Raw genomic sequence first — 15,298 nt, forward strand, 5'->3', positions numbered from 1 at the left:
TCTTATTTTGTTAATAACTCTCATACTAGCTATAATTTTTTTAGTTTGTGGAACAAATTTGGTTCGGTGATTGTCTATTATGTGTACGTATAAAAAGGTGCTAAAAATTTGGAAGGAATGATGATTTTGAAAAATAAGAGGATGCTAAAAATAGGAATATGCGTTGGTATATTAGGTTTAAGTATTACAAGCCTAGAAGCTTTTACAGGAGAGTCACTGCAAGTTGAAGCGAAAGAAAAGACTGGACAAGTGAAACATAAAAATCAGGCGACGCATAAAGAGTTCTCACAACTTGAGAAAAAATTTGATGCTCGAGTAGGTGTATATGCGATTGATACTGGTACAAATCAAACAATCTCTTATCGATCTAACGAAAGATTTGCCTTCGCATCAACCTACAAGGCTTTAGCAGCAGGAGTATTACTACAGCAAAACTCAATTGATACATTAAATGAAGTAATCACATTTACGAAAGAAGACTTAGTGGATTATTCACCTGTTACAGAGAAACATGTAGATACTGGAATGAAACTAGGAGAAATTGCTGAGGCTGCTGTTCGTTCAAGCGATAATACTGCAGGGAACATTTTATTTAATAAAATAGGAGGACCGAAAGGATATGAAAAAGCGCTTAGGCATATGGGGGATCGGATTACTATGTCTGATCGCTTTGAAACAGAATTAAACGAAGCTATTCCAGGAGACATTCGTGACACTAGTACAGCGAAAGCTATTGCTACGAATCTTAAAGCTTTTACGGTCGGAAATGCACTTCCAGCTGAAAAACGTAAAATTCTTACAGAGTGGATGAAAGGAAATGCTACAGGGGACAAACTTATTCGTGCAGGCGTACCAACTGAATGGGTAGTTGGAGATAAATCAGGTGCTGGTAGTTACGGGACAAGAAATGATATTGCTATCGTTTGGCCTCCAAATAGAGCACCAATTATCATCGCAATTTTATCTAGTAAAGATGAGAAAGAGGCAACCTATGATAATCAACTCATTGCAGAGGCAACTAAAGTTATAGTTAAGGCTCTTAAATAGTATTTTAGTTTTCGCATTTTTAACATGAAAGTATTAAAAGTATAAAGTTAGAAAACGACTCTTTTCTTGTGATAAGAGTCGTTTTTGTATTCTTATTATTAAAAAGGTAAAAGTAAAAATATAACGAATATATATGACATATCTCATACGAAATTTCATGTACTGTATTATTATATTGATTTAAATAAATTTCAAGAAAGTATAATATAATTCAGTTAGCATATAGAAGTGTTTGATGAGAATGTAAAGGAGAAAATATGAAAAAGAAAATTAATAGAATTGTAATGATTATTTGTATATTAGTAGGTTTTACAATCTTTTTATATTTACAGAACAATTTAATAAGTATAACTGAGGTTAAAATAACCTCTAGTAAAATACCATCCTCTTTTAAAGGGTATAAAATTCTACAAATTTCAGACTTACACAATAAAAAATTTGGCGATAATCAAGATGTGTTAATTCAAAAAATAAAAAGTATAGACCCAGATATTATTGCGATTACGGGTGATTTAATTGACAGTAAATCATACGATGCAGAAGTGAGTATGCAATTAATACAAAAAATGGTAAATAAGTATCCTGTATATTTTGTGACAGGAAACCATGAACAATGGTCTGGAAAGTATAACAGTTTAGAAAAAGAGTTGAAGAAATATGGTGTCAATGTTTTAAGGAATGAACATGTAGGCATTCGAAAGGGTGAGCAAGAAATAAACTTGCTAGGTATTGATGATCCAGAGTTTGTTACTGGAAACCGTGATGAAGGAAATATTATAATAGATGAAATTAAAAAAGCAAAAATTGAAATGCAGCCAGATAGATATAATGTATTATTATCCCATAGGCCTGAATTTATAAAGGAATATAAGAATGAGAGGTTGGATTTGGTTTTATCGGGACATGCTCATGGAGGGCAAGTTAGATTGCCATTTATCGGTGGATTAGTTGCTCCAAATCAAGGTGTTTTACCTAAATATACAGCAGGTTTATATGTAGAACAAAATACATCAATGGTAGTGAGTAGAGGATTAGGAAATAGTATCATTCCGCAAAGAATTTTGAATAGGCCAGAGATTGTAGTCGTGCAGTTAAATTAAGCTGTACGATTTTTTTATGCAAAAGTGAGTAAAGAGATTTTATGTATTTTGCAGGAGTTAACATTACAATTTTGTTAAAAATTTTCTACGTTACATAAAGTAACAAAATTTGACCCTGATTGTTTGTTATAGTGTAAATAATCAAAAAACTTAAAATTTGTCGAGTGAAAATTGTGATAAGTAATTCATGTAAAAAACTTAAAGGGGTGTACACATGCATAAAGAATATGAAATTGAAGAATACACGGCGATTGAGGAACAAATACATTATTATTGTAAATGTTTATTAGTAAGTCATCCTGATCAAATAATAAAGTATTTAGAAAAAAGGTTAGAAAAATATGCAGAAACATTACAATATGCACATTTATATCCTGACACAGTTATTTTACCGTTACAGCAATTAGTTATTGAATATTCTTTAGATGTTGCTAGAATTCGGAAGTATATGAATTTAAAAACGTAAAGTGAAATTTATAGTTTAAATGAAACAGAGTCGACTTTAGGAAATGAAATTCTAATGTCGACTCTGTTTCATTGTTTAATATCGTTGATTGAACATACATACTAATCAATGAAGTTTGACATATAATTAAGCAAGGGTAAAATAAAAGTGAGTACTCACTCATTTTATTGGAAAAGGAGGATGAAACGTGCAACAACCTTCAATTATTTTACGGACTGTATCAAAAAGTTTTGGAAAAAAAGAAGTGTTACACAATCTTTCATTGCAAGTTGAAAAAGCAGAAATTTTTGGTTTTGTTGGACCTTCTGGATCGGGGAAAACAACGCTCATTAAAATGATTGCAGGTATTAATGAGGCAACGAAAGGTGAAGTGCTTGTTAATAATACTAATATGCCTAATTTAAATGAAATGAAAAGAATTGGTTATATGGCTCAGGCGGATGCATTATACGAAGAATTGTCAGCATATGAAAATGCAGATTTTATAGCAACGATGTATGGACTAAAGGGAAAACGTAAAAAGACAAGAATTGCAGAGGTTTTTGAACTTGTACAATTGTCTCAGTATATGAAAAAGCAAGTACAACAATTTTCAGGTGGAATGAAAAAACGCTTATCATTAGCAATAGCGCTCCTTCACGAACCAGAAATATTAATTTTAGATGAGCCTACAGTGGGGATAGATCCGCTTCTTAGAAAAACGATTTGGGAAAAATTTTATGATCTTAAAAAGAAAGGCACAACGATTATTGTAACGACGCACATTATGGATGAAGCTGAATTTTGTGAGCGTCTAGGGTTAATTAGAGAAGGGAAACTAGTTGCGGTTGGAACAACTGAAGAATTGAAAAAACGCGTGTCATCTGGACGGATTGAAGATGTCTTTTTGCTAGAAGAGGTGGTGCCATCATGAGAGTTACTGGTGTAATTATACGTATTATTCGTCAATTTTTTCGAGATAAGCGTTCGTTAGCAATGATGTTTGGAGCACCGATGTTATTACTTTGGCTTTTGTCACTAGTGTTTACACAGAAAGACTATATACCGCAAATTGCTGTTGTTGATATGCCCGCTCAAATAGTAAAAATGATGAAAAATCAAGAAGCGTCAATTTATGAATACAGTAAGGAAAAGGCGATTTCTGAGTTGGAAAAACAAAAAGTAGATGCAGTATTTCGTATAGAGAATGGAAAAATGAAACTTCTGTTGGAAGGTAGTGATTCGTCAAAAAATCGTGCTGTACTTCAAGTATTGCAAAAAAGCACAGAGAAGAATGATGTATCGATTATGAAACCTGAAGTAAATTATTTACATGGCTCTAAAGACTTTACGATGTTTGATGGGCTTGGTCCTGTATTAATTGGTTTCTTTACATTTTTCTTTGTATTTATATTATCAGGTGTATCTTTCGTAAGAGAACGTTTAAGTGGTACGCTAGAAAGGTTATTATCCACCCCAGTAAGAAGATGGGAAATAGTCGCAGGTTATATTATTGGTTTTGGAATCTTTGCCTTTATACAATCCATTATTATCGTAAGCTTTTCCGTTTATATTTTAGATTTATACGTAGCTGGCTCCATATGGCTAACGCTACTTATTACATGTATGCTCTCTTTAACTGCACTAACATTAGGTACGTTTTTATCGGCATACGCAAATAATGAATTTCAAATGATTCAATTTATACCGCTTGTTATAGTGCCACAAATCTTCTTTTCTGGATTGTTTCCAATGGAATCTATGAATAAGTGGCTCCAAATGTTAGGGAAAGCATTTCCACTCACATACGGCGCTGACGCAATGAGACAAGTGATGATTCGGAATCAAGGGTTTACAGAGATTGCATTAGATCTTACTGTGTTATTACTTTTTTCACTATTATTTGCAGTAGGAAATGTATTTGCTTTAAAGAAACATCGCAAAATATAATAATGACAAAAAGGAGCTTTATAAATGCAGAAGGATTGGCTGGAGGAATTAATAGCTGCAACTAATACGGATAAACGAAATGAACGTCAAATGCGAATATTAGAGGCGGCTGTTGATATGTTTGGAGAAAAAGGATACGCTTCAACTTCAACAAGTGAAATTGCAAAGCGTGCTGGTGTAGCGGAAGGAACCATCTTCCGCTACTATAAGACGAAAAAAGATTTATTACTAGCGGTCGTAATGCCAACTTTAACTAAGTTCGCTGCACCATTTTTCGTACAAACCTTTGCAAAAGAAATATTTAAATCAGAGTATGAATCGTATGAAGGACTTTTAAGGGTTGTAATTCATAATAGATTTAAATTTGCTCAAAAACACTTTCCTATGATAAAAATATTAATTCAAGAAGTACCATTTCAACCAGAACTAAAAAATGAAATACAGCAATTAGTAGAAACAGAACTGTTTTCACATTTCAAAAAGTTGATTGTGAAATTTCAAGAAGAAGGAGAGATTATTGAGATACCACCATCTTCCGTACTACGTCTTACTTTATCAGCTGTATTAGGTTTATTATTAACACGATTTTTATTATTGCCTGAAGAAAAATGGAATGATGAAGAAGAAATTGAAAATACGATTCAATTTATATTGTATGGATTAACTCCACGAATTTAATCGTCGAAGTGTGAATTACATACATTACTTTTTAAGTAAAAATAAATCGCCTTTAAAAAGGCGATTTATTTTCGTTATATATTTTTGATAAATAAGTACTTGTTTATTAAAAATATTCTAAATCAGCGTGTTTCTTTGTCTCTTCTTCTAAGACCTAATAATCCTGCTAGTCCTAATAAACCAAGCCAAGCCCAATTATTATTTCTATCACGATTATCATTTAAATCATTTGTTGTATTTACATTTCGAGTTCTTACATCATTATTAACTCTGTCTAAATTATTGTCATTTACTCGAGTTGAAATATCAGTGTTATTCACTCTATTCATATTATTTCCATCGTATTCAGCTTGCGCAGATGTACCTAAAAACATAATAGAGAGTGCTAAAACACTTAAAATAGATGATAATTTCTTTTTCATAACAATTCCCTCCTTTCTTAATCATTAATTTCTCCGTAGCATCTGTGTATTATTCATTTCACAATATCTAAACCAGTATAATAGGGCGCACATTTATTGAAAATAGAGTTGAATGATTGTTAATATATTATTGGATATATATTTCTCATAAAAATAAATGAATCAAACTTTGCTTAAAATGTTAATCTTAGTACAATTTATAGTATACGGACTAGCACTAAGGAGGTAATGAGATGCGACAATTTGCAAAACCTACAATCGTCGTAAGTAAATGTTTAGAATTTGATGCTTGTCGATATAATGGAGAGATGATTCCAGATGTAACAATACGAAATTTGCAGCCATTTGTTACATTTATACCTGTTTGTCCAGAAGTGGAGATTGGATTGGGAACTCCTCGTGAAACGATACGAATTGTAGAAGAAAATGGTGAGAACAGACTTGTGCAACCGTCGACACGAGAAGATGTAACTGAAAAAATGGAGCGGTTTTCAAATGACTTTTTACAAACGATATCGGATGTGGATGGTTTTATTTTAAAGAATCGTTCGCCAAGTTGTGGTACGCGTGATGTGAAAATTTATTCTGGTTTTGAAAAAGCGCCAGCAAAGGGAAAAGGATCAGGCTTATTTGGCGGAGCAGTAGTAAAAAATTTTTCGCATCTTCCTATTGAAGAGGAAGGTAGATTGTCGAATTTTATTATTAGAGAGCATTTCTTTACAAGGTTATTTACAATCGCATATTACAAAATGATTAAACATAATAAAAATATGAAAGACCTTGTATCGTTTCAGTCGGACAATAAATATTTATTTATGGCATACAATCAAGTGAAACAAAAGGAATTAGGGCGTATAATTGCAAATCAAAAAAATGAAAAGATTGAAGTTGTATTTGAAAACTATGAGAAGACTTTATATGAATTATTTATGCGCACCCCCCGCTATACATCGAATGTAAATGTATGCGAGCACATTTTTGGATACTTTAAAACAAAGCTAAAAAAACAAGAAAAAGATCATTTTATAGAACTGTTACAAAAGTATGCAGAAAAGAAAATACCACTTAGTAGTTTACTTACAATTTTAAAATCATGGGCCATTCGATTTGATGAAAAGTATTTATTAAGACAAACGTATTTCGAACCATACCCTGAAGCATTAGTAGAAATTTCTGATTCGGGAAAAGGTAGAGATTATTAAACAATAAATTACATAATTCGACACAAAATCTCCTATGTTGTTGTAGAACAATGTAGGAATTTTTTTGTGCATTAGTACAGAATCTGTTTTAAAATTAAGTTATGACAGAATTATAGCAATTGTCTAACTAATATTCTTGTCTTTTAAGTTGTTATGTTTGTAGTAGAAACTCGCACGCTGTCGAAACTCAATATTCGATAAGGGGTGTGTAGCGGAATGGAATTTACTCTAACTCGCGAAAAACAAATGATTAAAGAAATGGTACGTGACTTTGCTGAAAAGGAAATCGCACCGAAAGCTGTATATTATGACAAAACTGCAGAGTTTCCATATGAAACATTTCAAAAAATGGGCGAACTAGGATTATTAGGCATCCCATTCCCAGAAGAGTATGGAGGTTCAGGTGGCGATACTGTATCGTATGCGTTAGCAGTTGAAGAAATTGGTCGCGCTTGTGGTGGCACTGGTTTAAGCTATGCTGCAACAATTTCATTAGGTGCTTCTCCAATTTATTATTTCGGTACAGAAGAACAAAAACAAAAGTATTTAGTTCCAATGGCGTCAGGTAAAACATTAGGTGCCTTCGGATTAACGGAGCCGAATGCTGGATCAGATGCAGGTGGTACTCAAACGAAAGCGGTACTAGATGGCGATGAGTATGTAATCAGTGGTGAGAAGTGTTGGATTACAAACGCAGAGTATGCAAATACAATTATTGTAACCGCTGTCAACGGTGTTGAAGAGAATGGTAGAAAACGCATTTCAGCATTTATCGTACCTACTACTAGTGAAGGATTAACGATTTCTAGTCCTTACGATAAAATGGGCGTTCGCGCTTCTAATACTTGTGAAATCGTACTTGATGGTGTTCGTGTACCGAAAGAAAATATTCTTGGTGATGTAAATAAAGGTTTTAAACAATTTTTATATACACTTGATGGAGGACGTATTTCAATCGCAGCATTGGCAGTTGGTATTGCGCAATCAGCCTTTGAACGTGCATTGCAATATGCGAAAGAACGTCAACAATTTGGAAAGTCAATCTCTAATTTCCAAGCGATTCAATTTAAATTAGCTGATATGGCGACTGAAGTAGAGCTAGCACGCAATTTAGTACATAAAGCAGCTTGGTTAAAAGATAATGATAAACCTTTCGGCAAAGAAGCGGCAATGGCAAAACTATTTGCATCGGAAGCAGCAAGCCGTATTGCGAATCAAGCAGTACAGATTCATGGTGGATATGGTTATATGCGTGAATATGAAGTTGAACGACATATTCGTGATGCGAAACTATTAGAAATTGGTGAAGGAACTTCTGAAATTCAACGTCTCGTAATTGCTAGACATTTAGGATGTAGATAAAAGGGAGGAATCACTATGTTTCAAAAAATATTAATTGCAAATCGCGGAGAAATCGCAGTTCGTATTATGAAAACTTGTCAAAAACTTGGCATTCGCACTGTTGCTATTTATTCTGAAGCAGATGAAAATGCCCTTCATGTGAAAATGGCAAATGAAGCTTACTTAGTAGGTGGACCGCGTGTCCAAGAAAGCTATTTAAACCTTGAAAAAATTATTGAAATAGCTAAGAAGACAAATACAGAAGCAATTCATCCGGGTTATGGTTTATTATCAGAGAATCCGTCTTTTCCGGTTCGCTGCAAAGAAGAAGGAATCGTATTTATCGGTCCTTCAGAAGAAATCATTACGAAGATGGGAAGTAAAATCGAATCACGTATCGCAATGCAAGCAGCAGATGTCCCAGTAGTCCCAGGTATTACTACAAATATTGAAACTGCTGAAGAAGCAATTGAAATTGCAAAACAAATTGGTTATCCATTAATGCTTAAGGCATCCGCAGGCGGTGGAGGCATTGGTATGCAGTTGATGGAAACTGAGCAAACGCTCACCAAAGCGTTTGAAAGTAATAAAACAAGAGCGCAAAACTTCTTCGGTAACGGAGAAATGTATTTAGAGCGATATATAGCAGACGCGCATCATATTGAAATTCAGCTTTTAGCAGATACACATGGTAACACAGTGTATTTATGGGAGCGTGAATGTTCGGTACAGCGCCGAAATCAAAAAGTAATCGAAGAAGCACCTTCACCATTTTTAGATGAAGGTACACGAAAGGCGATGGGGGAAGTTGCTGTACAAGCTGCCAAAGCACTTGGTTATACAAATGCAGGTACAGTTGAGTTTCTTGTAGATGATCAGAAGAACTTCTATTTCTTAGAGATGAATACGAGATTACAAGTAGAGCATCCAGTGACAGAAGAAATTACGGGATTAGACCTTGTAGAACAACAACTTCTGATTGCAAGTGGAGAGAAACTATCATTTACTCAGGATGATGTAAAACGTAGTGGTCATGCCATTGAAGCTCGTATTTATGCAGAGGATCCGAAAACATTCTTCCCGTCACCTGGGAAAATTACAGATTTAACATTACCGTCAAATGTACGGATTGATCACTTCTTAGAAAATCATGTAACGATTACACCTTTCTATGATCCAATGATTGCGAAAGTCATTGCACATGGCGAGACTCGTGAAGAAGCAATTTCAAAATTACATGATGCTCTAGAGGAATTAAAAGTAGAAGGTATTAAAACGAACACACCAATGCTACTGCAAGTTTTGGAAGACGAAGTGTTCAAAGAGGGTATTTATACAACAGGCTTTGTAACGAAACAACTCGTTAAAAAATAAGATTTAACAATATTAAGGGGGAAAAAATGATGACGAAAGTATACGCATCGATGGCAGGAAACGTTTGGAAGATTGTTGTAGGAGTAGGAGATACAGTAGAGGAAGAGCAGGATGTCGTCATTTTGGAATCTATGAAAATGGAAATTCCAATCATTTCAGAAGAAGCTGGCACAGTTATGAAAATTAATGTGCAAGAAGGCGATTTTGTAAATGAAGGAGATGTATTATTAGAAATTGAATAGGGAGATATAGGGGGAAGCGAATTGAAACTACCTAATTTTGCTGTCATTAAAGAAGTCGGGCCACGTGATGGCTTACAAAATGAAAAAAAGATTGTTGGCACAAAAGATAAAGTAAAATGGATTCAACTACTTACAGAAGCGGGATTGTCGTATGTTGAAGTTTCCTCATTCGTTCACCCAAAATGGGTCCCTGCATTAGCGGATGCAAATGATGTATTTTCTGAGCTGAAAAGGGATCCCAATGTTACATATGCTGCGCTTGTTCCGAATCAAAATGGTTTGGAACGAGCTTTTTTGCAAAATGTAGATGAGGTGAATGTTTTTTTATCAGCAAGTGAATCTCATAATAAAAGTAATATTAATAAATCGATCAAAGAAGCATTAGTTGTAATTGAAGATATAACAAAACAGGCATTATTCGAAGGGAAAAAGGTAAGAGGCTATGTTTCTACTGTATTTGGATGTCCTTATGAAGGGAATATAAGTGTCGCAGCAGTTGACGAATTATGTAATCAACTATTTTCATACGGTATTTATGAAGTTTCTCTAGGGGATACAATCGGTGTAGCGAATCCATTACAAGTAGAACAAGTATTAGAACACCTATTAAAGAAGTATGATGCTTCGCAGTTTGCAATGCATTTTCATAATACGTATGGAATGGCTCTAGCGAATGTAGTTAAATCATTAGAATACGGTATTACAACGTTTGATAGTTCTTGTGGTGGACTCGGGGGCTGCCCTTATGCACCAGGAGCATCAGGTAATGTTGCCACTGATGACCTAGTACATATGCTCCATAAATTAGGAGTCCAAACGAATATAGACGAAGAAAAGTTATTGAGAGCTAGTCAATTTATTCAAAGTAAGTTGAATATCCAATTACCGAGTCATGTGTATAGAGCGCTTCAACATAAAACGATAAGTAGGTGAGTAGATGCTACAATTACAAAACATTTCCGTTGATTATGTAACACCTCACGTAGTAAAGATTTCGTTAAATCGTGCAAGACAAGCAAACTCATTATCTTTGGCATTATTAGATGAATTACAAACGATATTAACTCAAATAAGTGAAGATTCAAACGCACGTGTAGTTATTTTGACTGGTACTGGTGAAAAAGCATTTTGTGCTGGTGCAGATTTAAAAGAGCGTGCCGGTATGAATGAAGAACAAGTTCGCCATGCTGTTAGTATGATTCGTACTACTATGAAGATGGTTGAACAATTACCACAGCCAGTTATTGCTGCTATAAATGGAATTGCACTTGGTGGTGGTACGGAATTAAGTTTAGCTTGTGATTTTAGAATTGCTGCTGAATCTGCAAGTCTTGGTCTTACTGAAACGACACTTGCAATTATACCAGGAGCAGGTGGTACACAGCGCTTACCGAGATTAATTGGTGCTGGTAGAGCGAAAGAATTAATTTATACAGGTAGACGTATTTCAGCGCAAGAAGCAAAAGAATACGGTTTAGTAGAATTTGTTGTACCAGCTAATTTACTTGAAGAGAAAGCGATTGAAATAGCAGAGAAAATTGCTAGTAATGGACCTATTGCTGTTCGATTAGCAAAAGAGGCAATTTCAAATGGTATTCAAGTTGATTTACATACCGGATTACAAATGGAAAAACAAGCGTATGAAGGTGTAATCCATACGAAAGATCGCATAGAAGGATTACAGGCATTCAAAGAAAAACGCAAACCGATGTATAAGGGGGAGTAAATATGTTAGACCAAAAACAACAATCTAATTCATTTGAAGAACGAGTTGAAACAATTAAACAAGGCGGGGCACCGAAATATCATGAGCAAAATAAAGCAAAAGGAAAATTATTCGTTCGAGACCGTTTAGCGCTTCTATTTGATAATGGCGAATATGTAGAAGATGCATTATTTGCTAACTGTGAACAAACAGGCTTACCTGCGGATGGCGTTGTAACGGCAACGGGTAAAATACATGGTCGTACTGCGTGTGTAATGGCCAATGATTCTACTGTAAAAGCTGGATCATGGGGATCACGCACAGTTGAAAAGATTTTACGTATTCAAGAAACAGCTGAAAAACTACGTGTTCCGTTATTTTATTTAGTTGACTCTGCTGGAGCGCGTATTACAGATCAAGTAGAAATGTTCCCAGGGCGCCGCGGTGCAGGAAGAATCTTCTATAATCAAGTGAAGTTATCAGGTAAAGTTCCTCAAGTATGCTTGTTATTTGGACCTTCTGCAGCTGGTGGTGCGTATATTCCAGCCTTTTGTGACGTTGTAATGATGGTAGAGGGAAATGCATCTATGTATTTAGGATCTCCTCGTATGGCTGAGATGGTTATCGGTGAGAAGGTAACTTTAGAAGAGATGGGCGGGGCTCGTATGCATTGCTCTGTATCAGGATGCGGAGATGTTTTATGTAAGACAGAAGAAGATGCGATTACACAAGCAAGACAATACATTTCATATTTTCCAAACAACTATTTAGAAAAGACTCCATTGGTTACACCTCAAGAACCGAAACAATTCGATAAAACGTTAGAACAAATCATTCCAGAAAATCAAAATGCTCCTTTCAATATGAAAGATCTCATTAATAGAGTTATTGATGAAGGTTCATTCTATGAAGTGAAAAAATTATTTGCTCAAGAACTAATTACAGGCTTAGCACGTATTGATGGTAAGCCAGTTGGTATTATTGCAAATCAGCCGCGTATGAAGGGCGGCGTATTATTCCATGATTCAGCTGATAAAGCTGCTAAGTTTATTAATTTATGCGATGCATATCATATTCCATTATTATTCCTTGCGGATGTACCAGGATTTATGATTGGTACAAAAGTAGAGCGTGCCGGTATTATTCGCCACGGTGCAAAAATGATTTCTGCAATGAGTGAAGCAACTGTACCGAAGATTTCTATCGTTGTTCGTAAAGCATATGGCGCTGGTTTATATGCGATGGCAGGTCCAGCATTTGAACCAGATTGCTGTCTGGCATTACCGACAGCTTCTATTGCGGTAATGGGTCCAGAAGCTGCGGTTAATGCTGTATATGCAAATAAAATTGCAACTTTACCAGAAGAAGAGCGTGCTAGTTTCATTGCTGAAAAACGTGAAGAGTATAAGAAAGATATTGATATATACCACTTAGCATCAGAGATGGTGATTGATGGTATTGTTCATCCAAACAATTTACGTGAAGAGTTAAAAGGACGTTTTGAAATGTATATGAGCAAATATCAAGTATTCACAGATCGTAAACATCCTGTATATCCAGTTTAAAAGCCCTATTTAGGGCTTTCTTGCTCAAAAAGTTAAGGAGGGGAAAACATTGAAACAAGCAGTTTGGTTTCCAACAGAAGAGTACAAGGAAAAAACACGTTTATATGGTTGGATGAAATCATTGGGATATGAAGACTATGAAACTTTTTATAATAAATCTATTGAGGAAACAGCTTGGTTTTGGGGAGAGGCAGAAAAAGCAGTAGGCTATCAATGGATGAAACCTTATACAGAAGTGTTAGATTTAGAAAATGGTACACCGTTTGCACAGTGGTATAATGGCGGAACATGTAACGTTGTAGAATCAGCTTTATCTCGCTGGCTTGCGGATGAAGAGACGAGAATACAGCCAGCACTTCAGTACGAAGGGGAAAATGGAACTTCAAAATCATTTACATATGAAGAGCTTGACAACTGGGTAAGCCGTGTTGCAAATGGTTTGAAACACGCGGGTATTGAGAAAGGTGACCGTGTAACAATTTATATGCCGATGATTCCAGAAACAGTTGTTGCGATGCTAGCTGTAATGAAAATCGGAGCAATTATTTCACCAATATTCTCAGGCTTTGCGTCTGATGCAGTTATGACACGTGTGCAAGCGGCAGGTTCAAAAATGATTATTACCGCAGATGGATTTTCACGCCGCGGTAAAATTGTTTCTTTAAAAGATGAAGTAGATAAAGCTTGTGAACATTGCCCAACTGTTGAAAAAGTTGTTATCGTTCGTCATGCAGGAAATGATTTTACACCACATAACTATGACTTTTCGTGGAGTACGCTAGAAAAAGAAAAACCATTCATACATGCAGAGGAAATGCAAAGTGATGATCCATTAATGCTCATTTATACATCAGGAACGACTGGTAAGCCGAAAGGAACAGTACACACGCATGCAGGATTTCCTTTGAAAGCAGCTTTTGATGCAGGATTTGGAATGAATATTAAACAAGGTGATCGTGTATTATGGGTAACTGATATGGGCTGGATGATGGGGCCGTTTCTATTATTTGGTTCACTCATTAATGGAGCAACGATGGTTATGTACGAAGGTGTTCCAGACTTCCCAGAAGCAGACCGGTTATGGGAGACAGTTGATAAATATGAGATTACTCATTTAGGTATTTCGCCAACGTTAATCCGAGCATTAATGGCAAAAGGTGATGAGTATGTCAATAAACATTCTTTAAAGAGTTTGGAAGTATTCGCATCAACAGGAGAACCTTGGAATCCTGATCCATGGATGTGGCTGTTTGAAACAGTTGGAAAAGGAAATGTCCCAATCTGTAACTACTCAGGTGGAACTGAAATCTCTGGTGGGATTTTCGGTAATGTTCTTATTAAGCCAATAGCACCGATTAGTTTTAACGCATCTTTACCAGGAATGGCAGCTGTCGTACTGGATGATCAAGGTAAACCAATTCGGGATGAGGTCGGAGAATTATGCTTAGAGAAACCTTGGGTAGGTATGACGAAAAGCTTCTGGGAAGATGATGAACGTTACATAAATACATATTGGTCGCGTTTTGAAAATAAATGGGTCCACGGTGACTGGGTCATTTACGATGGTGAACAATATATCATCACAGGGCGTTCAGACGATACGTTAAATATTGCAGGTAAACGTATTGGACCTGCTGAATATGAATCTATTCTTGTGAAACATAACGATGTAATTGAAGCTGCTGCAATTGGTGTACCTGACGAAGTAAAAGGTGAAGTTTGTCATTGTTTTGTAGTATTAAGAGACCATGTAACATTTACAGGAGAATTAAAGAAAGAATTAATGAGTTTAGTAAACTCTCATATTGGAAAAGCGTTGTGTCCTAAAGACATCCACGTTGTAGAAGATTTACCGAAAACACGTAATTCTAAAGTAATGCGCCGTGTTATTAAAGCAGCTTACTTAGGAAAAGAATTAGGTGATTTGTCTTCACTTGTAAATCCTGAAGTAGTTCCATTTATTCAGGGGTTACAGTCTAGTAAATTATAAAATTAGAAAGGAGCTCTATATAAATAGAGCTCCTTTTTTATGTTTATAAAAAAAGAAGAAGTGAATTTGATGAAGAAGAAAAATTCTACTATTAGTGTTAAGTATGTTTTATAGTTTTAATCAAAATACGATATTATAGAATGTCTATTCAATGGGGGAATACTAATTTACAACAACAAGGTGATGACAAAGCGTGACTGCTTATATGTCTGTTTAAACCTTTACGTGTTCATATAT

15 protein-coding genes are annotated in these 15,298 nt (G+C 35.3%); 14 read left to right on the plus strand and 1 reads right to left on the minus strand.

Annotation, left to right across the window (positions count from 1 at the left end; genetic code table 11):
• Nucleotides 1–120 precede the first annotated feature (120 nt).
• The 6 genes from bla to HMPREF1014_RS12415 all read left to right on the plus strand — a co-directional run bounded on the left by bla (nucleotide 121) and on the right by HMPREF1014_RS12415 (nucleotide 5,220).
• Complete coding sequence (gene bla, locus HMPREF1014_RS12390) at nucleotides 121–1,047, plus strand: class A beta-lactamase Bla1 (RefSeq protein WP_009326957.1); 927 nt, start codon at nucleotides 121–123, stop codon at nucleotides 1,045–1,047.
• Nucleotides 1,048–1,304: 257 nt separating this feature from the next.
• Nucleotides 1,305–2,147, plus strand: a complete 843-nt coding sequence (locus tag HMPREF1014_RS12395; protein WP_000727187.1) for a metallophosphoesterase — start codon at nucleotides 1,305–1,307, stop codon at nucleotides 2,145–2,147.
• 214 nt (nucleotides 2,148–2,361) lie between these two features.
• The gene (locus HMPREF1014_RS12400) at nucleotides 2,362–2,613 is read left to right on the plus strand and encodes a hypothetical protein (RefSeq protein WP_000548621.1); all 252 of its coding nucleotides are present in this window, start codon (nucleotides 2,362–2,364) and stop codon (nucleotides 2,611–2,613) included.
• 187 nt (nucleotides 2,614–2,800) lie between these two features.
• Nucleotides 2,801–3,526: an ABC transporter ATP-binding protein gene (locus HMPREF1014_RS12405; protein WP_001187071.1), complete on the plus strand. Its 726-nt coding sequence runs from the start codon at nucleotides 2,801–2,803 to the stop codon at nucleotides 3,524–3,526.
• Entirely contained in the window at nucleotides 3,523–4,542 is a 1,020-nt protein-coding gene (locus tag HMPREF1014_RS12410) for an ABC transporter permease (protein WP_001266717.1), read from the plus strand. The genes HMPREF1014_RS12405 and HMPREF1014_RS12410 overlap by 4 nt, the downstream gene beginning before the upstream one ends.
• Nucleotides 4,543–4,566: 24 nt before the next feature.
• Nucleotides 4,567–5,220: a TetR/AcrR family transcriptional regulator gene (locus tag HMPREF1014_RS12415; protein WP_001168193.1), complete on the plus strand. Its 654-nt coding sequence runs from the start codon at nucleotides 4,567–4,569 to the stop codon at nucleotides 5,218–5,220.
• A 122-nt stretch (nucleotides 5,221–5,342) separates the two neighbouring features.
• Here HMPREF1014_RS12415 and HMPREF1014_RS12420 read toward each other — a convergent pair whose 3' ends face one another.
• Nucleotides 5,343–5,642 carry a WGxxGxxG family protein gene (locus tag HMPREF1014_RS12420; protein WP_000728151.1) on the minus strand — a complete coding sequence of 100 codons (300 nt, stop codon included), beginning with the start codon at nucleotides 5,640–5,642 and terminating at the stop codon, nucleotides 5,343–5,345.
• A 233-nt stretch (nucleotides 5,643–5,875) separates the two neighbouring features.
• Here HMPREF1014_RS12420 and HMPREF1014_RS12425 point away from each other — a divergent pair, with 233 nt between their 5' ends.
• The 8 genes from HMPREF1014_RS12425 to HMPREF1014_RS12460 all read left to right on the plus strand — a co-directional run bounded on the left by HMPREF1014_RS12425 (nucleotide 5,876) and on the right by HMPREF1014_RS12460 (nucleotide 15,061).
• The gene (locus HMPREF1014_RS12425; RefSeq protein WP_001248648.1) at nucleotides 5,876–6,844 is read left to right on the plus strand and encodes a YbgA family protein; all 969 of its coding nucleotides are present in this window, start codon (nucleotides 5,876–5,878) and stop codon (nucleotides 6,842–6,844) included.
• A 216-nt stretch (nucleotides 6,845–7,060) separates the two neighbouring features.
• Nucleotides 7,061–8,206 carry an acyl-CoA dehydrogenase gene (locus HMPREF1014_RS12430; RefSeq protein ID WP_000397282.1) on the plus strand — a complete coding sequence of 382 codons (1,146 nt, stop codon included), beginning with the start codon at nucleotides 7,061–7,063 and terminating at the stop codon, nucleotides 8,204–8,206.
• A gap of 15 nt (nucleotides 8,207–8,221) precedes the next feature.
• Nucleotides 8,222–9,559: an acetyl-CoA carboxylase biotin carboxylase subunit gene (locus HMPREF1014_RS12435; RefSeq protein WP_000486756.1), complete on the plus strand. Its 1,338-nt coding sequence runs from the start codon at nucleotides 8,222–8,224 to the stop codon at nucleotides 9,557–9,559.
• 26 nt (nucleotides 9,560–9,585) lie between these two features.
• Entirely contained in the window at nucleotides 9,586–9,801 is a 216-nt protein-coding gene (locus tag HMPREF1014_RS12440; protein WP_001987345.1) for an acetyl-CoA carboxylase biotin carboxyl carrier protein subunit, read from the plus strand.
• A gap of 21 nt (nucleotides 9,802–9,822) precedes the next feature.
• Complete coding sequence (gene mvaB, locus HMPREF1014_RS12445) at nucleotides 9,823–10,734, plus strand: hydroxymethylglutaryl-CoA lyase (protein WP_000775438.1); 912 nt, start codon at nucleotides 9,823–9,825, stop codon at nucleotides 10,732–10,734.
• 4 nt (nucleotides 10,735–10,738) lie between these two features.
• Nucleotides 10,739–11,527: an enoyl-CoA hydratase gene (locus tag HMPREF1014_RS12450; RefSeq protein WP_000939797.1), complete on the plus strand. Its 789-nt coding sequence runs from the start codon at nucleotides 10,739–10,741 to the stop codon at nucleotides 11,525–11,527.
• Nucleotides 11,528–11,529: 2 nt separating this feature from the next.
• Nucleotides 11,530–13,071 carry an acyl-CoA carboxylase subunit beta gene (locus HMPREF1014_RS12455; RefSeq protein ID WP_000886745.1) on the plus strand — a complete coding sequence of 514 codons (1,542 nt, stop codon included), beginning with the start codon at nucleotides 11,530–11,532 and terminating at the stop codon, nucleotides 13,069–13,071.
• Between the two features lie 49 nt (nucleotides 13,072–13,120).
• Entirely contained in the window at nucleotides 13,121–15,061 is a 1,941-nt protein-coding gene (locus HMPREF1014_RS12460) for an AMP-binding protein (RefSeq protein WP_000806480.1), read from the plus strand.
• Nucleotides 15,062–15,298: the final 237 nt, after the last annotated feature.

This window comes from Bacillus sp. 7_6_55CFAA_CT2 (assembly GCF_000238655.1).
GTDB classification, from domain to species: domain Bacteria; phylum Bacillota; class Bacilli; order Bacillales; family Bacillaceae_G; genus Bacillus_A; species Bacillus_A cereus.